The sequence below is a fragment of the Brenneria sp. g21c3 genome (genome assembly GCF_040240345.1).
Taxonomy (GTDB): domain Bacteria; phylum Pseudomonadota; class Gammaproteobacteria; order Enterobacterales; family Enterobacteriaceae; genus Brenneria.
In genome coordinates this window covers 147,663-166,113 of sequence record NZ_JBEIAB010000006.1, presented here as the reverse complement: position 1 = coordinate 166,113, position 18,451 = coordinate 147,663, and the positions used below count along the sequence as shown (strand labels likewise).

The window sequence follows — 18,451 nt, the reverse complement described above, 5'->3', positions numbered from 1 at the left end:
AATATCTTCCTTATATTTAAATAAATTGAATGCCTTTCTCTATGAGCGAATTTGGAACATAATTATCCAGTCCCAGATGACGACAAAACTCCTCGAATTGATTCAATGAATGGACGTTCGCCTTTTGATATATGCTATATACTCTATTCTGAATGGTTTTATAGGAAACGTTCATTTTTCTGGCGATCTCTTTATTGCTTAGTCGTTGTAAGATCAGAAAAACAATATCAAGTTCAGACTTGGTAAAAATGCTGGTGGTTAATTCGGTATTTAACGTCGTGGGCTTTTTGTGGTCAATATAAACCAGAGGCGACAGCGTATTAAGCGGCCTGGCGTTCCACATGGTTGCGATGCAAATCCGCTCTGCATTAAAGATGGGGATTTTCTCGCTAATGAACGGCGTTAGCGTTTTTTTGCCGTACCAATAGTGGGTTTCGATAACGGTAACGCGCTGTGCGCTATTTTCCGTACGGCGATCATGCTCTTTCAGGTCATCGGATAACTCAGCCCAACCGGCAGGAAACTCATCATCAAACTTCCCCTCGATATCAAAATTCAGGGGCGTATTGGTATAAAGGTATGCCGCTTTATTCATATAGATATGCCTGGATTCCAAATCTTTAATCCCCCAGGGCTCATTCAGGTACTCCATCATGGTGATAAGGCTGCGGATATAATCATTCATACTTTTTGATGACGATGGCATCCTGCCCTCCTTTTAGACTCAGGCTGACTCAGCGGATCAGTTTTGCTAAATAGTGCCGCGTATGCTTGTGGGCATATCCCGGCAGGTTGCCGTATTCGCGATATCCCAGTTTCTCGTAAAAGCCCCGCGCCTGAAAACTGAAGGTATCGACATAGGCCAGATGGCAACCGCGTTTAAGCGCTTCCTCTTCGGCTTTTTTCATCAGTTGGCTGCCTAATCCGGTTTTTCGGTATTTCTCGCTGACCCATAGATATTGTACTTCAAGGCCTCCCCACCAGGTTCTGGCCACCAGACCCGCCACGATGGCGCCGGTCTGATCCTTGAAGTTCAAAAATAATGGCTGAATATCGACGGCGTCATATTTTTCATTGTGCTGCCACAAACTTTGAATAACGTAGTCTTGTTCACTTTGATCCGGCTTATCGGTAATATTTAAATTCATTTATTATTCGCATCCTTATTATTTATATATAAAAGATATTTACAGCATTCATGATTGGTCAATAGCACAAATAGTCTTCTGAAACAAGAGGGGTTTTCACCCGTTCTCATATTTTCATATTGCGTTATGGTAAGCAGCGTTATAAGAACATAAAGTTCGAGATATTTATATCATGCCAGATCAATCGGGGTATGTGAATAATGTCCTTCACCAGGGAAACATATTCAGAGGTGATAGTGACGGATGCCGAATCCGCCTGCTGCTAAAATAATGTCTGACATGTGGAGAAAAAATATAGGATAAATCACCGCAACAGTAGTAGTCGGACTGAGCGTATTTTGGCCGGGTGAACCTGTTAGTCGTCAACCAGTTCAACATATTTTGATATTATATAACCAGCGGTCTCTTTAAACATTTTTTATATAATTTGCCGATGGATCAATTTTAGCCGTATGTATTCGTCATAAAGGCAAGTTGCCTGTGCGTCGACTTTGTTACTCGGCTGCTGTAAGCAGCGTTCAAATCTGCTCCGGCAGCTTTGTCAGTCACCTGAATCACGGACTTGAACAAGCGTATCAGGGTTAATTGAGAGACATCCTGCCTCTCACCGCTGGCTGGCCAGCCGTTGCTGATCAACGTCGTTCCCGACGAATTCGACCATCAGTTATCGCGTTGTTCAAACCGATAGCGTTTTGTCCGAATAGAGGAGCAAGCCCCATCCGCGATAAACGCCGATTCAGCGAAAATACCGCCGATAGGTCGCATGCAGGCATAAAACGCCCAGCGCGCCCAGCACACTCCAGAATACCGCGCTCAACATATAAGCCAGCTCTTGCCAGAACGAGTGATTGGGCGCGCGGCCAAAATGCAGGATAAGCAGGCACACCGGCATCGCGATGAGCGATCCAATCAATGGATACAGCAGCCGTCCGCGCCGGGACAGACAGCTTGCCACGATGCCCGGCAATAAAAAGAGCAACATTCCGGGATCGCCACGCAGCCCATCGTCAGAGACCACGTCAGGCACATTCATTTTTTGACCTAAAAAGACCACGGTAAACAATAAAAAACAACAGGCTGAACCAATCCAACCTTTATCGTTCGCCATACGTTTCCTCTCTTGATATGCCGTCCACGTCATATCTGACCGATGCCCTGCTCCACCTGTTTCACGCTGCGGCCTGACCGTATCCCCGGACGATAACGCCGGGAATGCGCTGCGATCACGCCTGAAAAAGCGATGGGGTTAAACTTCGACACGGTAAATATGAATGACTGAATATCCCCGATATGACATAAAGTGAGGTATCGCCACTATTTATTCAGTGAATACTGGTTGTAAGACCAACAAACATCTAGAATAGCGACGCCACAATAATTGCGATGAACAATTTGTACAGCATAAATTAGACTGATCGCGCCGGGTTCCTGCTCGCCGACAGTTATTTATGATGTCAGTGGAACCTATGCAGTTAATGGCTAAATCTAGCCTCTATAACCATTTATATCAAGCACTTACTGGTAAATGACAAGTTACATCCCATGAATATAAACGTCGCTGATTTGTTAAACGGGAATTACATTCTGCTGTTATTCGTGGTTCTTTCATTAGGACTTTGCCTTGGGAAGTTACGTCTGGGGCCAGTACAACTCGGTAATTCTATTGGTGTTTTGGTGGTATCGTTATTACTCGGACAACAACATTTTTCGATTAACACCGAAGCGCTCAATCTCGGTTTTATGTTGTTTATTTTTTGCGTCGGAGTGGAAGCCGGGCCTAATTTCTTTTCAATTTTTTTCCGCGACGGCAAGAATTACCTCATGCTTGCCCTGGTGATGGTGGTCAGCGCCATGCTGCTGGCGCTGGGATTAGGCAAGTTATTCGGCTGGGGGATCGGGCTGACGGCCGGTATGCTCGCGGGCGCCATGACATCCACCCCCGTCTTGGTCGGCGCCGGCGACACCTTGCGCACCATGTCCGGCCTCGGCGCGCAAATAGGCGTAGAGCAGGACCACCTAAGCCTGGGCTATGCGCTGACCTATCTTGTCGGCCTGGTCAGCCTGATCTTCGGCGCGCGCTATCTGCCCAAATTACAGCATCAGGACTTGCCGACCAGCGCGCAGCAGATTGCCCGCGAACGTGGGCTTGATACCGACAGCCAGCGAAAAGTGTACCTGCCGGTTATCCGCGCCTACCGCGTCGGTCCGGAACTGGTCGCCTGGGCTGACGGGAAAAATCTGCGGGAACTGGGCATTTATCGCCAGACGGGCTGCTATATTGAACGCATCCGCCGCAATGGCATTTTGGCCAATCCTGATGGCGACGCCGTACTGCAACTTGGCGATGAAATCTCTCTGGTGGGCTACCCCGATGCTCATGCCCGTCTGAACCCCAACTTCCGCGATGGGAAAGAAGTGTTCGATCGCGACCTATTGGATATGCGCATCGTCACCGAAGAAATCGTGGTGAAAAACCACAATGCGGTCGGTAAACGTCTCAGCCAATTGAAACTTACCGATCACGGCTGTTTTCTTAACCGCATTATCCGTAGCCAGATTGAAATGCCTATTGATGACGGCGTGGTGCTGAATAAAGGGGATGTGTTGCAGGTTAGCGGCGACGCCCGCCGGGTAAAAAGCATTGCGGACAGAATCGGGTTTATTTCCATTCACAGCCAGGTGACCGATCTGCTGGCCTTCTGCGCATTCTTTATCATCGGCATCATGGTCGGCCTGATCACCATCCAGTTCAGTAATTTCACGTTCGGCATCGGCAATGCCGCCGGTTTACTGTTTGCCGGCATCATGCTCGGCTTTCTGCGCGCCAACCACCCGACGTTCGGCTATATCCCGCAAGGGGCGCTGAATATGGTGAAAGAATTCGGCCTGATGGTGTTTATGGCCGGCGTCGGATTAAGCGCCGGCAGCAGTATCGGCCGCAGCTTCGGCGAAATAGGGATGCAAATGCTGGTCTCGGGCTTAATCGTCAGCCTGGTGCCGGTGGTTATCTGCTTTTTATTCGGCGCTTATGTGCTGCGCATGAACCGCGCCCTGCTGTTTGGCGCCATGATGGGCGCCAGAACCTGCGCGCCGGCAATGGAGATTATCAGCGATACCGCCCGCAGCAATATTCCGGCGCTGGGATATGCGGGTACCTATGCCATCGCCAATGTATTGCTGACATTGGCCGGTTCGCTGATCATCATCATCTGGCCGGAATTGCCGGGATAACAGAAAGTATAAAAAATTGTCACTATTTCTGACAAAAGGCAGAACTTTTCCTTAAGGCCAGAGTCTGAATTACTGCCACTGCTTTTCTTTGTTATCCCCATATTGAGGAGCCCGTCGTTCCCGCCTTTCAGGTTCAAGAACGATGGGCGTTTTCTTTTTTGCATCCCGCCCAAAACCCTTAACCCAGCCCGGTTTCCACATGAAAACGCCGTGTTTCGCCGGCGGCCATTTCAATCAGGGTTCCTGCCCGACGAGCCGCATTGTATCCCTCAGGCCGGCAGGTCGCGGGTAACGCAAAGGCCGCTACTTTTTGATCGCCGTTATACAAAATCCAGCGAGTCGCATAATTCAGCTCCGCGCTGGAAAAACGGGTCACAAAACGATGCCCCTGCGGCGCATGCATACTGAACTCCACCTGCTGCGCATACTGAGACAGATTATCGGCGAAAAAAACGATTTCCGGATCGTAAAACCCAGGTTCATCCAGCGCATTGAAGCTTTCCGGCGCCTGCGCCAGCTTCTCCGTATAACTCAGCCACTGCGCCGTTGGATGTACATGCCCCGGAATGGAGCTGCGTAAGGCGAAAGCCCGATCGGGAATGTTCTGACTGAATGTCGCCCCGGCCACATAGGCGTAGTTCATATGGCACATATACTGTAACGGCATAGGCGCGCTCGCCAGATTCGTCACCGTCATCTCAATGTTCAGCAGCGTACTGCCCGCCGTCATAGTCACCGCCGGCGCCGCACGGTAATGATGACCGAATCCTTTAACATACTCATAGTCCCCCGTCAGCGTCAGGGCGTCATTGCCGATGATCAAGCGCGCGACGTCCATTGGCGCACAAGCCATTTCTCCGTGCAGTGGATGTTGATCGTCCGCGGCGGGACAGCCGTTGCTTAGCAAACCGGAATGAAAGGCGAAGCAGCCATAGGTATCGATGATGCTACTGCCCGGCTTCGGCTGCGAAAAAGGATTGCTCATGGTCAGAGAATGACCATCGAATTCGGCATCCCAAATCATCTGCCCGTAGAATGGCAAAATGATGATGTACCCGCGCGCATTCTGTAATTTGATGGCCTCAATCCCTGAAACATAACGAAACGTCGTTGCCGAAAAGTGTGCGTTTTCCAGCAGTATCCGGGGCTGTTCCGTAAACATCGAACGTGATAAATGTATTTGCGTGCTCATTAAATATCCCTCTCATCAAGCGTCATTACTGGTCGCGGGCCGATCGACGGCCAAATGCCGCTTGTTGCGCATTTCGCCCCAGAAATAGAAACCGACATAGGCAAAGCACAACAGAGACACGCCAAAAGATTTTTGCAGAGAACCCAAATGATCGGAGACATATCCCTGCACTGCCGGCACCACCGCCGCGCCGACGATAGACATCACGATAATGGCGCCGGCGACCTCGGTGTATTTTTTGTCGACGGTATCCAGCGTACCGGCATATATCGTCGCCCAACAGGGGCCGAACAGAACGCTGACGAAGACCGCGGCATAAACGGCGGTAAAATTCGGCACCATGACGACATAAGCCAGCGTCGCCACGCCGGCCGCCGAGTAAGCGATCAGGACTTTTTCGGCGCTGAAGCGCGTCATCAGGAAATTGGCGACAAACTTACCGATAAAGAAGCAGATAAAGCTGTAAATCATAAAGTTAGAAGCATCACGCTCGTTGGCCGCTCCTAAAGTTAACGCCAGACGAATGGTGAAAGACCACACAGCGACCTGCATACCGACATAGAGAAACTGCGCCACAATGCCGCGTTTGAAATGGTTGTTGCCCGCCAGATAACGCAGCGTCTCACCGAGCGACGGCAGCGTCTGCTTGTTCTGTCCCTCATTTTCCACCTTACAGGTTGGATAGCGGGTCAGCAGGAATAGAAAGAAAACTATCAGTAACACGAAAATCAAATACTTATAGGGTTCCAGCGTGTATTCCAGCATTTGCAGGCGGAACGTGTGGATCTGATCCGGCGTCATGTTCGCCATCTGACTTTCCAGGCTATCGCCTTCCTGGAATACCAGATATTTACCCAGGACAATCCCCATCAATGCGCCGACTGGGTAAAATGTCTGGCTGATATTCAGGCGCAGCGTGGCGTAATCACGATGACCAATCATTGAGCTGTAGGTGTTGGCGGCCGTTTCCAGAAAACTCAACCCAATGGCTATGGCGAAAATCGCCGCCAGGAACATGGTATAGGTCGCCATGTGAGATGCCGGATAAAACAGGCTACAGCCGGCGATATAGAGCGTCAGGCCGATCAAAATCGCGATCTTGTAACTGCTTTTCCGGATCACTACCGATGCCGGGATCGCAATCAAAAAATAGCCGCCGTAAAATGCGCTTTGCACCAGCGCACTGGCGAAGTCGCTCAGTTCAAACACGCTTTTAAATTGCGTAATCAAAATATCGTTCAAGCTGGCCGCGCATCCCCATAACGGGAACAGGCACGACAACAAAATAAACTGAAACAATGGCGTCTTATTCAGATAGCCATCTGGCATTTGGATAATATCCTGACGCATGATGTTTTCCCCGGTTAGTTGGCGAGAGAATGATTGGCAAGAAAATCACGAAATTGCGCCGCATCCGGATAAGCACGCTGGGTGCCTTTTCCCGTAACGCTATAGGCCGCAAAAGCAGAGGCGTATTCCATCGCGCGTTTTATGTTTCCGTCCTTCACAAAGTAATGCGCAAAACAGCCGATAAAAGCATCCCCGGCGCCGCTGGTATCAATGGCGTGAACGCTGACCGGCTTAACATGATGTATCTGTTCCCCCGTCATCCACACCGAGCCGCGGTGACCCATGGTGATAATCAGGTTTTTCAATCCCCTGGCCAGCAGCAAGCGTCCCGCGCTGAAAATGTTCTCTTCGGTATCAACCGGCATACCGGTCAGAATTTCCAGTTCGGTTTCGTTCGGCATAAAGAAATCGCACTGGCAGGCATAGTCGATATCCAGCTCGCGCGCAGCCGGCGCTGGATTCAAAATGACCTGAATGTGATGCCGGCGAGCAAAATCAATGGCGTAATAGACGGTTTCCAGCGGGATTTCCAACTGGAGAATAAACAGTTTGCACTGTCTGAGTGATTCAGCGGCCGCGTCGATGTCCCGAGCCGATAGATGGTTATTCGCGCCTTTAATAATCAAAATCCGGTTATGTGACGACTTATCGACAAAGATCGGCGCCACCCCGCTAGAGATGCCGGCGACCGGCGTAACATAGCGAACGTCCACGCCCAAATGCCGTAAGTTCTCTATGGTGTTGCCGGCGAACAGGTCGTCGCCGACCCGGCTGACCATCATGACGGACGCCCCCAGCTTGGCGGCAGCAACCGCTTGATTCGCCCCCTTCCCGCCGCAGCCTATCTCAAAATCCGGCGCCGCCAGCGTTTCGCCTGTTTTAGGCATCTCATCAATGTAAGTGATGAGATCCACCATATTTGAACCAATGACTGCGATATCCATAATCAGCTTCCCCGGATGGTTTTTTTAATTATTAAATGTTACATTAATAACAATAACAACCATGGTTTGTTATTAATGTGACAATGATCGCAGGCTACAGGTATTTACGTGGGAAAAAGAACAGATGAAATTGATATTGCAGTTAAAATGTTATAATTATAACACGCATGATTTATTAAACAGTCAAAGGAGCCAACCATGACGACTGAAACGCGCGATTACGCCCCCTATATTGACCACACGCTGCTGGCCGCCGATGCCACCGAACAACAAATCATCAAGCTGTGTGAGGAAGCGAAAACGCATCGCTTTTATGCGGTTTGCGTTAACTCGGGTTATGTCCCCTTAGCCGTCGGTCAGTTAAAAGGCACACCGGTGCGGGTTTGTTCGGTGATTGGCTTTCCGCTGGGCTCCGGCCTGACATCCGCCAAAGCCTTTGAAGCGAAAGCCGCCATTGACGCCGGCGCCAGAGAAATAGATATGGTGATCAATATCGGCTGGTTGAAAAGCGGCGACGTCAGCGCCGTTAAGGCCGACATTCAGGCCGTGCGCGAGGTTTGCGCCGCTATACCGTTGAAGGTAATATTGGAAACCTGCCTGCTTAGCGATGAACAAATCGTGCTGGTTTGTGAGATGTGTCGTGAGCTGAATGTCGCATTCGTCAAAACATCCACCGGGTTCAGCACCGGCGGCGCGCGCGTCGAGCATGTGAAACTGATGCGTGAAACAGTAGGCCCAACGGTTGGCGTTAAAGCCTCCGGCGCGGTTCGCGACCGTCAGACGGCGGAAAACATGATCCTCGCCGGCGCGACCCGAATCGGCACCAGTTCCGGCGTCGCTATCGTTTCCGGCAAATCGTCCGCGGCAGGAAACTACTGATTATCATTCCGCATAGATGAAATTGCTTTCCCCCGACGTGATGACAATGCGAACAAGCGGATGAGGTATCTTCAGGGACGCCTCTCCCTGCGCAGGCTGAATATATCAATCATCATGGTGCGTATGGAATTATTCGATTAGGCAGACCCATTATCAGGACATCACATGGAAACGCGGCGCGAAGAACGGATTAATAAACTTGCCCAGGCCTTGAAATCAACTGACAAACTGCACCTTAAGGACGCCGCCCAGTTACTGGGCGTGTCCGAGATGACCGTTCGCCGCGATCTGAGCGCCGAGCCAGCGGCCGTGGTATTGCTCGGCGGCTATGTGGTCAGCGATTTGAAGAATAACAACGCCACCAATTATTTTGTTTCCGATCAACAAAACAAACATGTGGCGGAAAAACGCAGCGCCGGCGCCGTCGCCGCGCGTCTGATTGCTGCGAACGATACGGTATTTTTCGATTGCGGCACCACTACGCCTTTTATTATCGACGCCATTGCCGAAGACCTGCCGTTTACCGGTATTTGTTATTCCCTGAACACCTTTCTGGCGTTACAGGGAAAGCACGCCTGCCAAGCGATCCTCTGCGGCGGTCAGTTTCACCCGGACAACGCCATTTTCACGCCGCTCGGCCAGCGCAACGAGCTTGATAACGTCTGCCCGAATAAAGCGTTTATTTCAGCGGCGGGAATCGATCTCGCCGCCGGCGCCACCTGCTTTAATTTCGCGGAACTGAGTATGAAACACCGGGCGCTGGCGATGTCGCAGCGCGCCATTCTGGTTGCCGATAGCAGCAAGTTCGATCTGGTTAAACCCGCCTGTATCGGCCCGCTGACGCTGTTCGATACGCTGATAACCGATCGCCAACCGGCGGCCGGCTATCTTCGCTACTGCAACGACCATGGCATTCGGTTGATGAACATCGACCATTAACCGAACAGACCGCCAAACCACTGCTGAAACTTCAGCATTACCGAATCCCACAATCGGCTGAAGAATCCCGCTTCCGGGATCTCGTCCAGCGCCACCAGTTGATGCTGCCCGATGCTCTTGCCGTCAAGCTGAAAATCAATGGCGCCGACGACCTGATTCTTCGCCAAAGGCGCCGACAACTGCGGCTGAAGCAGCGTAAAGCTGGCTTTCAAATTTTTCATCTGCCCTTTTGGGATCGTCAATGCGGCATCCTGCGCCACACCAAGCCGGGCCTCTTTCTGCGTGCCGTACCAGACGCGCTGCGTGGTAAAAGGCGCGCCCGTCTTGATCGGCGTGATGGTTTCATAAAAGCGAAATCCCCAGGTAAGCAGTTTCTCACTCTCGCGGAAACGGGTCGCATCCGTCGGCGCGCCCAGCACCACGGAGATTAAGCGCATCGGGCCTTCGGTGGCTGATGCCACCAGATTATGTCCGGCGCCGCTGGTATGACCGGTTTTGATGCCGTCCACATTGAGATTGGAGCTCCACAGCAGGCGGTTTCGATTAGGCTGGCGAATGTTGTTGAAGGTAAACTCTTTTTCTTTATGCAGCGCATACTCGTCCGGCACATCGCGAATCAGCGCCTGACCCAGTAACGCCATATCGCGCGCGGTGCTGTACTGTCCCGCCGCATCCAGTCCATGAACGGTAAGAAAATGGGTATTGGTCAATCCCAGCGTTTTAACATAGTTGTTCATCAGGCTGACGAACGCATCCTGACTGCCGGCCACATAATCCGCCAGCGCAATACTGGCATCATTGCCCGATTGAATGACGATGCCTTTATTCAATTCCGAAACCGGAACGCGATCGCCGGGCTTCAGAAACATCAGCGACGATCCGCGCAGCACCGGATTGCCGGTCGCCCAGGCGTCTTTCCCGACGGTGACCTCATCCGTCGTGCGTATTTTCCCGGCTTTTATCGCCTGTCCGATGGCATAACTCGCCATCATTTTTGTCAGGCTCGCCGGGTCAAGACGTTCATCCGCGTTAGATTCGGCCAGCACTTTTCCGCTGTGATAATCCAATAGGATAAATGCCCTCGCTTCAATCTGCGGGACGGTTGGGATCTGTTCGGCATGCGCCAACGGCATCAATCCCGTCAGCAATACCGCGCTTAGTGTGTAAGATTTGAGATGGGCAAAGAGAAACGTTTTCTTCATGAGATCGCCGGATATCCACAATTCATTTAAAAGATTTAACTTTCAATATGTTTTGAAAACTTTAGACACAGCCAAGGTAGCCCGTCATCTCCCTCAAGGAAACAATTCACTTTGTAAAGATAATCAAAGAAATGAAAAGGTCTAAAAAAGACGCGCCGGCGGGAAAAAAATCAGACAATCGGCAATGGCGCCGACAGCGCTGGTCGGGATAACGCCATGCGGCACCGGATAGGGTGCCGCATCAGATTAATACAAGACAGATAATCAGCGACGTTCGCGTTTGTCCGCCTGTTTCGACAGCCAGTCGCCCAGCGTTTGCACAATCTGCACCAGGATAACCAACGCGATCACGGTGATAATCATCACTTCGGTTTCATAGCGATAATAACCAAAGCGGATCGCCAAATCGCCGACGCCGCCGCCGCCGACAATCCCGGCCATGGCCGAGTAGCCGATAAGGCTGACCAGCGTAATCGTCAGTCCGCGTAATAAACCGGCTTTGGCCTCCGGCAGCAATACGGTACAGATGATACGCATCGGGCTGGCGCCAAAGGCTTCCGCCGCTTCGATAATACCCGGCTCGACCTCGCGCAGCGCGCTATCGACCAAACGGGCGTAAAAAGCGATCGCCGCGACCGACATCGGTACCGCGGCCGCCACCGGCCCGATGGTGCTGCCCAGCAGGATCTGCGTCAGCGGCAATAACAGCACCAGCAGAATGACAAACGGAATGGAACGGATGATGTTCACCACCACGGTGCTGAGCAGGTAAAGCGCCCGGTTCTCCCAAAACAGGTGCCGATCGGTCACGTAGATCAGGAACCCCAGCGGCAGCCCGCCGATCACCGCGAACAGGGTCGAAATCCCCACCATCTGGAACGTTTCGCCAAACGCCGCGACTAGATCGATCCATAAATCAGCCATGTAACACCTCCACCTGCGCCGTCGTGGCCTGAATATGCGCTATCGCTTCCGCCACTTTTTCCGGACTGGCCGGATGGGTTAACAGCGCGACCAGAATGCCTAATGCGCGATTGCCGATATACTCGATTTTGCCATGCAGGATATTGACGGAGACGCCATAACGGGTCGCCACATCAGACAGCACCGGCTGTTCCGCCGAATCGCCGACAAACAGGATTTTCAGCAATGTACCCTGTAAATCCTCCAGCAGACGAGGAGGAAGCTCAAGATTCAGCGTATGCGCCACCAGTTGACGAGTAAAGGCATGCTGCGGCGCGGCGAAAATATCAAACACATCGCCTTCTTCCACCACTTTGCCGCCGGTCATCACCGCGACGCGGTCACAGATCGACTTGATCACGCTCATCTCATGCGAAATCAGCACGATGGTGATACCCAGCTTCTGGTTAATCTCTTTGAGCAACACCAGAATCGACGCGGAGGTTTCCAAATCAAGCGCGGACGTCGGTTCATCGCACAACAGCACTTCCGGACGATTGGCGATGGCTCTGGCAATGCCTACGCGCTGTTTCTGCCCGCCGCTAAGCTGAGAAGGAAACGCGCCGGCCTTATCGCCCAGTCCCACCAGATTCAGAATCTCCGGCACCCGCTGCGCGATTTCCTCGCTAGACTTGCCGGCCGACTTCAGGCTGAACGCCACGTTTTCCGCCACGGTGCGCGTTTGCATCAAATTAAAATGCTGGAAAATCATGCCGATTTTCTGGCGCTGTTCACGCAAACTCTTGCCATGCAGGTCGCTGATTTTTACGCCATTAACGAGCACAAACCCGGCCGTGGGCCGTTGCAATACATTGATCGTCCGCAACAGCGTGCTCTTCCCCGCCCCGCTGGTGCCGACAATCCCGAAAACTTCTCCCGGTTTGATATGCAGCGTCACATTATCAACGGCGCGATTTCCCTGCTGCTTCCCGTGAGAGAAGTCAACACATACCCCTTCTAACTGAATCATTATCCGCAAACTCCTGGCATTAGCGGAAAAGAAGAAAGCCGGTCACTGACCGGCCAGACAAATACCACAGGTTAATTGCCGGCGCCGCCTGCTCTCGCTCGCCTGGCCTGATATTACCCGCTCCGTTGGGATTTTCCCCGAGCATATCGCTTCTCGAACGAAACGCGCGGCTATCAGGCGATACCGGCTCGCGCTTATTGTGCGGGCGCGGGCGTGGTCGCCAGCATCCATTCCGGTTTCTGGAACTGACTGAACATCGACCCCGGCTGGTTAATCACCGCGGCATAGGCGGGCGATTCAACAACGGCCTTGGTATCTTTGACAAACGGCTTATCCAGATCTTCCGTGCGCACCGCAATCACATTCTTCAGATTTTCATCCAGCGTTTCCAGCTTGATGGCGGAAGACAGCTTGAGTCCCGCCGCAAAGGCGAAATTGCCATTAACCAGCGAACCGGTCACGCTGTCCAGCGTTCTGGGTAACTGCGCGGCCTCCAGCGGTTTGAAAACCAAACCGCGCGGGTTTTCGACAATATCCTTTTCCGATGCTTTGGTGGCATCGATATCGGGCTTAATGGTGATCAGACCCAGCGATTGTAAAAAACGCAGGCCGCGGGCAAGGTTGGTGGCATCGTTGGACAAGGTGATGACGTCGCCCTTTTTCAGTTCATCCAATGATTTGATTTTATTGGAGTAAAGCCCCATGCTGGCCGTCGGCACCACGATCAACCGACTGATTTTCAGGTTTTTATCCGCCGCGAATTTTTCCAGATACAGCGTGTGCTGGAACAGGTTGGCGTCAATACTGCCGTTGGCGAGAGCGAGATTGGGCTGAACGTAGTCGCTGAATTCGCGCACTACCACTTTGTAACCTTTTTTCGCCAGTTCAGGTTTAATCGCCTGATTAACCATATCGCCATAAGGCCCCGGCGCCACGCCGAAGACAATAGTGTGCGGATCGCTGTTGGCGCAGGCCGCTTGAATACCGGCCGCCAATAGTGCAACACCCAACGTTGCACGAAGAGAGTGTGTCAATTTCATTGAAATATTTCCTGTCAGAACACGACTTTTCGTCATTATTGAGAATAACAAGTTAAATCATAAAGATTAAAAAGGCATATCATTATTTCTCATCTACGACTCGCTGGGTAGTTTACTTTATCCTTCACAGCATAAACTTTTTCTTTCCGGAGATACCGAATGGTAACGATTTGGGGACGTGAAAACTCGACTAACGTCAAGAAAGTGCTTTGGTGCGCGGCGGAATTGGCGCTGCCTTACCAACATATCCCGGCCGGCGGGCAGTTCGGCCGCAATCAGGATGCGCATTATCTGGCGATGAACCCTAACGGACTGGTTCCCTGTTTACAGGACGGCGAGCTGGTGCTGTGGGAGTCCAACACGATAGTGCGTTATCTGGCCGCGCAATACGGAGAAAACTCGCTGTATATTACGGATGCCGGCGCAAGGGCGAACGCCGAAAAGTGGATGGACTGGTCGATTACGCTGGCGAGCGCGTTTGGTCCTGTCTTTATCAATATGGTGCGCGTCGCGGCGGACAAACGCGATATGGCGCTGGTGGAAAAAGGGATGACGGAATGTGAGCGGCTATTGAGCATTGCTGATGCGGCGCTGGCGAACCAAACCTGGTTATCGGGCGATAAATTCGGCATCGGCGACATTCCGCTGGGCTGCATCGCCTATGGCTGGCTTAACATGCCCATCGAGCGCCAGGCGCATCCCAATCTGGCGCGCTGGTATCAACAGCTCACGGCGCGTCCGGCCTATCAAACACACGTCATGATCCCGTTATCCTGAAATAGCAGGCACCGTCAGGTGCCTGGCCCTACTTTTAGCAGCTTGCCGTTATCATGATCGGTCAGCACATAAAGATAGCCGTCCGGCCCTACCCGCACGTCGCGAATACGTTCATCGCGCTCATTCAGCAATCGCTCCTCCGCCGCCACCTTATCGCCATCCAGCGTCAGGCGGATCAAATTCCGCTCCGCCAGCGCGCCGATAAACAGCGAGTTTTTCCACTGTGGGAATCGGTCGCTGTTATAAAACGCCATACCGCTGACGGCCGGGGATTTCTGCCAGTAAAAAATGGGATTCGCCATGCCCGCCACCTGTTCGCCTTTGGCCTCGGGGATCTTCAGCCCGGAATAGTTGATGCCGTAGGTGGCTAGCGGCCAGCCGTAGTTCTCGCCGGCTTGGGGAATATTGATTTCGTCGCCGCCGCGCGGCCCGTGCTCATTTTCCCACAGCGCGCCCGACCAGGGATTCAGCGCCATCCCCTGCGGGTTGCGATGACCGTATGACCAGATTTCCGGTCGGACGCCGGGTCGGTTAACCAACGGATTATCCGGCGGAATTTCCCCGTCCGCGCTCAGACGGACAATTTTCCCCTGGAGTTTGTCCAGTTCCTGCGCCGTCGGCCGTTGATTATTCTCACCTAAGGCAATAAACAGATATCCCTGACGGTCGAACGCCAGCCTGCCGCCGAAATGGTTTCCGGTGGACAACTTGGGCTGCTGGCGGAAGAAAACCGTAAAATTCTCCAACTGCGTATAGTCATCCGACAGACGACCATAGCCCACCGCCGTTCCCGCTTTTCCATCTTCGCCCTCTTCGGCAAAACTCAGATAGATGCGCCGGTTCTGGGCAAAATCAGGCGACAACGTCACGTCCAGCAGCCCGCCCTGCGATTTGGCATACACCTTCGGCACGCCGGCGATAGGCTCGGAAAGCCCGCCTGCCGCCTGCCAGCGGCGTAAATTACCCGCCCGTTCGGTAATCAGAATCCCCTGTTCGTCCGGCAAAAAAGCCAATGACCAGGGATGATCGAGTTTATCCTGCAACTCCGTCACCTTGAGCGGCGCGGCGAACAACGAGGCGGAAAACAGCAATGCAGCGGCCAGAAATAACCCGCGGCTCAGCGGCGGTAGGGATAACGATAGCGGGCGGTAAGGCATGGCGTTGTCTCCATTCAACAAAAGTTCTGTAAATTTAGGCGGCGGGGAATGTTTGTGCAAAAAATCGACGACAGCTTTACATTTTCTGAAGAAAAAGAGGAACGATATCCTGTGCGTGCCTTACCGGTACAGATTATCGTGACTCGATCGTTCTGATGCTATTGATGTCCCGTTATTTCATAAAGTGGATGCCGCCGTTGAATCGCACGGCTATCCGCGAGCGTCATGCCGGCGGCGATATAGAAAATGCCCGTCCATGCGAACAAGCCGACCAGCATATAATCGCCCGCTGACTTTAGTCGTATGACTATAAGCCACACCGACTATGGTGTAGAATTCGGCGGTTTTCCTTTTTGAATACATTGTGAGCAAATAACATGCAACAACCCCGCATTGGCTTCGTAAGCCTGGGCTGCCCGAAAAATCTGGTGGACTCCGAGAGGATCCTGACCGAATTGCGTACTGAAGGTTACCAGGTGGTGCCGCGCTACGACGATGCCGAACTGGTGATCGTCAATACCTGTGGTTTTATCGACAGCGCCGTGCAAGAGTCGCTGGAAGCCATCGGCGAAGCGCTGAATGAAAACGGCAAGGTTATCGTCACCGGCTGTCTGGGCGCCAAAGAGAACCAAATCCGGGAAGTCCATCCCAAGGTGTTGGAAATCACCGGGCCGCACAGCTATGAGCAGGTACTGGCGCATGTGCATCAATATGCGCCCAAACCGGAGCACCATCCGTTCACCAGCCTGGTTCCGGCGCAGGGCGTGAAGCTGACGCCGCGTCATTACGCTTATTTAAAAATATCGGAAGGCTGCAACCATCGCTGCACCTTCTGCATTATTCCCTCCATGCGCGGCGATCTGGACAGCCGTCCGATTGGCTCGGTGCTGGATGAGGCGAAACGACTGGTCGAGGCGGGCGTCAAAGAATTGCTGGTGATTTCTCAGGATACTTCCGCCTACGGCGCCGATGTCAAGCAACGCACCGGCTTCTGGAACGGACAACCGGTGAAAACCAGTATGGTCAGCCTGTGCGAACAGCTTGCCACATTGGGCGTGTGGGTGCGCCTGCATTACGTCTACCCTTATCCGTACGTGGATGACGTCATTCCGTTGATGGCCGAAGGGAAAATCCTGCCGTATCTGGATATTCCTTTGCAACACGCCAGCCCTCGCATCCTCAAGCTGATGAAACGCCCCGGCGCGGTGGAAAGAACGCTGGAGCGCATCAAACGCTGGCGGGAAATCTGCCCGGAACTGACGTTACGCTCAACGTTTATCGTCGGCTTTCCGGGTGAAACGGAAGAGGATTTCCAGATGCTGCTGGATTTCCTGCAACAGGCCAGACTGGATCGCGTCGGTTGTTTCAAATACAGCCCGGTGGAAGGCGCGGCGGCGAACGAACTGCCCGACCAGGTGCCGGAAGAGGTCAAGGAAGAACGTTATCACCGCTTCATGCAGCTTCAGCAGAAAATTTCCTCGCAACGCCTACAGGAAAAAATCGGTCGGCAGTTGCTGGTGCTGATCGATGAAATCGACGCTGAAGGCGCGATTGGCCGCAGTATGGCCGATGCGCCGGAGATCGACGGCGTGGTGTACCTGAATGGCGAGACCGACGTTAAGGTCGGCGATATCGTGAGCGTGAAGATAGAACACGCAGACGAGTACGATTTGTGGGGCAGCCGGATCTGATCGTCCCTCTCTCTTTGCCGGTCTTTTGTTCAAGACAAGACCGGCATGGTTATTCAACCTGTCCGCTTTTCACCCTGTTGCGGTAAAATTCATCAATAATCATCCCCCTGTGACGCCTGCGCCTTGCGTCTGACTTTCAGGTAAAGTAGCCTTGGGTCATGACTACTCCGATCGCCTTATCCGAGGCATAAGCATGTGGAAACGCTTGGTATACAGCCTGTTAACAATCATTGGCGCGCTGTTGCTGTCTGCTTTTGTTCTCGATCGCTGGATCAGTTGGAAAACCGCTCCTTTTGTCTACGACGAACTCCAGGATCTGCCGTCACGCCAGGTTGGCGTGGTGCTGGGTACCGCCAAGTATTACCGCACCGGGGTTATCAATCAGTATTACCTCTTCCGTATTCAGGGCGCGTTGAATGCCTATAACAGCGGTAAAGTCAGTTACCTGTTGCTGAGCGGCGATAACGCCCAGCAAAGCTATAACGAACCCATGACCATGCGTCGCGACTTAATCGCCGCCGGCGTACCGCCGACGGACATCGTGCTGGATTATGCGGGATTTCGGACGCTGGATTCGATCGTCAGGACACGAAAAGTGTTCGATACCAATGATTTCACCATTATCACCCAACGTTTTCATTGTGAACGCGCGTTATTCATCGCTTTGCATCTTGGCATTCAGGCGCAATGTTATGCCGTGCCGTCGCCGAAAAATATCATGATGGTGCGTGTGCGGGAGTTTGGCGCCAGACTGGGCGCGTTGTTTGATTTGTATATCCTGAAACGCGAGCCCCGCTTTCTCGGCCCCACCATCTCTATTCCCGCCCAGCATAATATTCCTGATGATGCGCAGGACTACCCCGCGGTGCTGCCTGAACAACTGCCGAATATCGCGCCCGCCGTTTCAGAGCGGCCGGCAAGCGCGGCGGACGACGCGGCGGAAAGAACGGCGCAATAACGTCGCCCGC

General features: G+C 52.7%; 17 protein-coding genes. 6 read left to right on the top strand and 11 right to left on the bottom strand.

Annotated features, from left to right (window positions below; all coding sequences use genetic code 11):
- Positions 1-16: 16 nt before the first annotated feature.
- From ABRZ28_RS11915 to ABRZ28_RS11905, 3 genes are all read right to left on the bottom strand, one after another.
- Positions 17-706 carry a helix-turn-helix transcriptional regulator gene (locus tag ABRZ28_RS11915; protein ID WP_319602797.1) on the bottom strand — a complete coding sequence of 230 codons (690 nt, stop codon included), beginning with the start codon at positions 704-706 and terminating at the stop codon, positions 17-19.
- Positions 707-734: 28 nt separating this feature from the next.
- On the bottom strand, positions 735-1,148 hold the full coding sequence (locus ABRZ28_RS11910; protein ID WP_319602798.1) for a GNAT family N-acetyltransferase: 414 nt from the start codon (positions 1,146-1,148) through the stop codon (positions 735-737).
- Positions 1,149-1,884: 736 nt separating this feature from the next.
- Positions 1,885-2,256, bottom strand: a complete 372-nt coding sequence (locus ABRZ28_RS11905) for an inner membrane protein YbjM (RefSeq protein WP_319602799.1) — start codon at positions 2,254-2,256, stop codon at positions 1,885-1,887.
- A 434-nt stretch (positions 2,257-2,690) separates the two neighbouring features.
- On the opposite strand from ABRZ28_RS11905, the gene ABRZ28_RS11900 reads away from it, so the two are divergent.
- Positions 2,691-4,379 carry an aspartate:alanine antiporter gene (locus tag ABRZ28_RS11900; RefSeq protein WP_319602800.1) on the top strand — a complete coding sequence of 563 codons (1,689 nt, stop codon included), beginning with the start codon at positions 2,691-2,693 and terminating at the stop codon, positions 4,377-4,379.
- Between the two features lie 178 nt (positions 4,380-4,557).
- On the opposite strand, the gene ABRZ28_RS11895 is transcribed toward ABRZ28_RS11900, so the two are convergent.
- Genes ABRZ28_RS11895 through rbsK form a run of 3 tightly spaced genes read right to left on the bottom strand, consistent with a single transcriptional unit; the run spans position 4,558 to position 7,865 of the window.
- The gene (locus tag ABRZ28_RS11895) at positions 4,558-5,571 is read right to left on the bottom strand and encodes an aldose 1-epimerase family protein (RefSeq protein ID WP_330520346.1); all 1,014 of its coding nucleotides are present in this window, start codon (positions 5,569-5,571) and stop codon (positions 4,558-4,560) included.
- A 15-nt stretch (positions 5,572-5,586) separates the two neighbouring features.
- Positions 5,587-6,921, bottom strand: a complete 1,335-nt coding sequence (gene fucP, locus ABRZ28_RS11890; protein ID WP_330520345.1) for an L-fucose:H+ symporter permease — start codon at positions 6,919-6,921, stop codon at positions 5,587-5,589.
- A gap of 14 nt (positions 6,922-6,935) precedes the next feature.
- Positions 6,936-7,865, bottom strand: coding sequence for a ribokinase (rbsK, locus tag ABRZ28_RS11885; RefSeq protein ID WP_319602803.1), 930 nt, complete (start codon positions 7,863-7,865; stop codon positions 6,936-6,938).
- A 198-nt stretch (positions 7,866-8,063) separates the two neighbouring features.
- Here rbsK and deoC point away from each other — a divergent pair, with 198 nt between their 5' ends.
- Together deoC and deoR are read left to right on the top strand one after the other, a co-directional pair.
- Complete coding sequence (deoC, locus tag ABRZ28_RS11880; protein WP_330520344.1) at positions 8,064-8,744, top strand: deoxyribose-phosphate aldolase; 681 nt, start codon at positions 8,064-8,066, stop codon at positions 8,742-8,744.
- Between the two features lie 165 nt (positions 8,745-8,909).
- Positions 8,910-9,683 (top strand): DNA-binding transcriptional repressor DeoR, encoded by a 774-nt coding sequence (deoR, locus tag ABRZ28_RS11875; RefSeq protein ID WP_319602805.1) that lies wholly within the window; start codon positions 8,910-8,912, stop codon positions 9,681-9,683.
- Here deoR and ABRZ28_RS11870 read toward each other — a convergent pair.
- The 4 genes from ABRZ28_RS11870 to ABRZ28_RS11855 form a co-directional block, all read right to left on the bottom strand.
- Positions 9,680-10,885, bottom strand: a complete 1,206-nt coding sequence (locus tag ABRZ28_RS11870) for a serine hydrolase (RefSeq protein ID WP_413556066.1) — start codon at positions 10,883-10,885, stop codon at positions 9,680-9,682. The genes deoR and ABRZ28_RS11870 overlap by 4 nt on opposite strands.
- A 264-nt stretch (positions 10,886-11,149) precedes the next feature.
- The gene (locus ABRZ28_RS11865; RefSeq protein ID WP_319602806.1) at positions 11,150-11,809 is read right to left on the bottom strand and encodes a methionine ABC transporter permease; all 660 of its coding nucleotides are present in this window, start codon (positions 11,807-11,809) and stop codon (positions 11,150-11,152) included.
- Entirely contained in the window at positions 11,802-12,818 is a 1,017-nt protein-coding gene (locus ABRZ28_RS11860; protein WP_330520343.1) for a methionine ABC transporter ATP-binding protein, read from the bottom strand. Before ABRZ28_RS11860 ends, ABRZ28_RS11865 begins: the two co-directional genes overlap by 8 nt.
- Positions 12,819-13,012: 194 nt before the next feature.
- Positions 13,013-13,858: a MetQ/NlpA family ABC transporter substrate-binding protein gene (locus tag ABRZ28_RS11855; protein WP_319602808.1), complete on the bottom strand. Its 846-nt coding sequence runs from the start codon at positions 13,856-13,858 to the stop codon at positions 13,013-13,015.
- A gap of 159 nt (positions 13,859-14,017) precedes the next feature.
- Between ABRZ28_RS11855 and ABRZ28_RS11850 the strand changes: the two genes are divergently transcribed.
- Positions 14,018-14,635 carry a glutathione S-transferase family protein gene (locus ABRZ28_RS11850; RefSeq protein ID WP_319602809.1) on the top strand — a complete coding sequence of 206 codons (618 nt, stop codon included), beginning with the start codon at positions 14,018-14,020 and terminating at the stop codon, positions 14,633-14,635.
- A 14-nt stretch (positions 14,636-14,649) separates the two neighbouring features.
- On the opposite strand, the gene ABRZ28_RS11845 is transcribed toward ABRZ28_RS11850, so the two are convergent.
- Positions 14,650-15,792 carry a PQQ-dependent sugar dehydrogenase gene (locus ABRZ28_RS11845; RefSeq protein ID WP_330520342.1) on the bottom strand — a complete coding sequence of 381 codons (1,143 nt, stop codon included), beginning with the start codon at positions 15,790-15,792 and terminating at the stop codon, positions 14,650-14,652.
- A gap of 377 nt (positions 15,793-16,169) precedes the next feature.
- Between ABRZ28_RS11845 and rimO the strand changes: the two genes are divergently transcribed.
- A complete protein-coding gene (gene rimO, locus ABRZ28_RS11840) occupies positions 16,170-17,483 on the top strand; it encodes a 30S ribosomal protein S12 methylthiotransferase RimO (protein ID WP_319602811.1) in 1,314 nt (437 codons plus the stop codon).
- A gap of 193 nt (positions 17,484-17,676) precedes the next feature.
- Positions 17,677-18,441, top strand: coding sequence for an outer membrane permeability protein SanA (gene sanA, locus ABRZ28_RS11835; protein ID WP_330520341.1), 765 nt, complete (start codon positions 17,677-17,679; stop codon positions 18,439-18,441).
- Positions 18,442-18,451: the final 10 nt, after the last annotated feature.

Excerpts from the sequence above, each read along its gene's own strand:
- ABRZ28_RS11915 (WP_319602797.1), bottom strand. The coding sequence starts at position 706 with ATGCCATCGTCATCAAAAAGTATGAATGATTATATCCGCAGCCTTATC.
- ABRZ28_RS11905 (WP_319602799.1), bottom strand. The coding sequence starts at position 2,256 with ATGGCGAACGATAAAGGTTGGATTGGTTCAGCCTGTTGTTTTTTATTG.
- ABRZ28_RS11900 (WP_319602800.1), top strand. The coding sequence starts at position 2,691 with ATGAATATAAACGTCGCTGATTTGTTAAACGGGAATTACATTCTGCTG.
- ABRZ28_RS11865 (WP_319602806.1), bottom strand. The coding sequence starts at position 11,809 with ATGGCTGATTTATGGATCGATCTAGTCGCGGCGTTTGGCGAAACGTTC.
- ABRZ28_RS11860 (WP_330520343.1), bottom strand. The coding sequence starts at position 12,818 with ATGATTCAGTTAGAAGGGGTATGTGTTGACTTCTCTCACGGGAAGCAG.
- rimO (WP_319602811.1), top strand. The coding sequence starts at position 16,170 with ATGCAACAACCCCGCATTGGCTTCGTAAGCCTGGGCTGCCCGAAAAAT.
- ABRZ28_RS11845 (WP_330520342.1), bottom strand. The coding sequence starts at position 15,792 with ATGCCTTACCGCCCGCTATCGTTATCCCTACCGCCGCTGAGCCGCGGG.
- ABRZ28_RS11855 (WP_319602808.1), bottom strand. The coding sequence starts at position 13,858 with ATGAAATTGACACACTCTCTTCGTGCAACGTTGGGTGTTGCACTATTG.
- deoC (WP_330520344.1), top strand. The coding sequence starts at position 8,064 with ATGACGACTGAAACGCGCGATTACGCCCCCTATATTGACCACACGCTG.
- ABRZ28_RS11895 (WP_330520346.1), bottom strand. The coding sequence starts at position 5,571 with ATGAGCACGCAAATACATTTATCACGTTCGATGTTTACGGAACAGCCC.
- sanA (WP_330520341.1), top strand. The coding sequence starts at position 17,677 with ATGTGGAAACGCTTGGTATACAGCCTGTTAACAATCATTGGCGCGCTG.
- rbsK (WP_319602803.1), bottom strand. The coding sequence starts at position 7,865 with ATGGATATCGCAGTCATTGGTTCAAATATGGTGGATCTCATCACTTAC.
- fucP (WP_330520345.1), bottom strand. The coding sequence starts at position 6,921 with ATGCGTCAGGATATTATCCAAATGCCAGATGGCTATCTGAATAAGACG.
- ABRZ28_RS11870 (WP_413556066.1), bottom strand. The coding sequence starts at position 10,885 with ATGAAGAAAACGTTTCTCTTTGCCCATCTCAAATCTTACACACTAAGC.
- ABRZ28_RS11910 (WP_319602798.1), bottom strand. The coding sequence starts at position 1,148 with ATGAATTTAAATATTACCGATAAGCCGGATCAAAGTGAACAAGACTAC.
- ABRZ28_RS11850 (WP_319602809.1), top strand. The coding sequence starts at position 14,018 with ATGGTAACGATTTGGGGACGTGAAAACTCGACTAACGTCAAGAAAGTG.
- deoR (WP_319602805.1), top strand. The coding sequence starts at position 8,910 with ATGGAAACGCGGCGCGAAGAACGGATTAATAAACTTGCCCAGGCCTTG.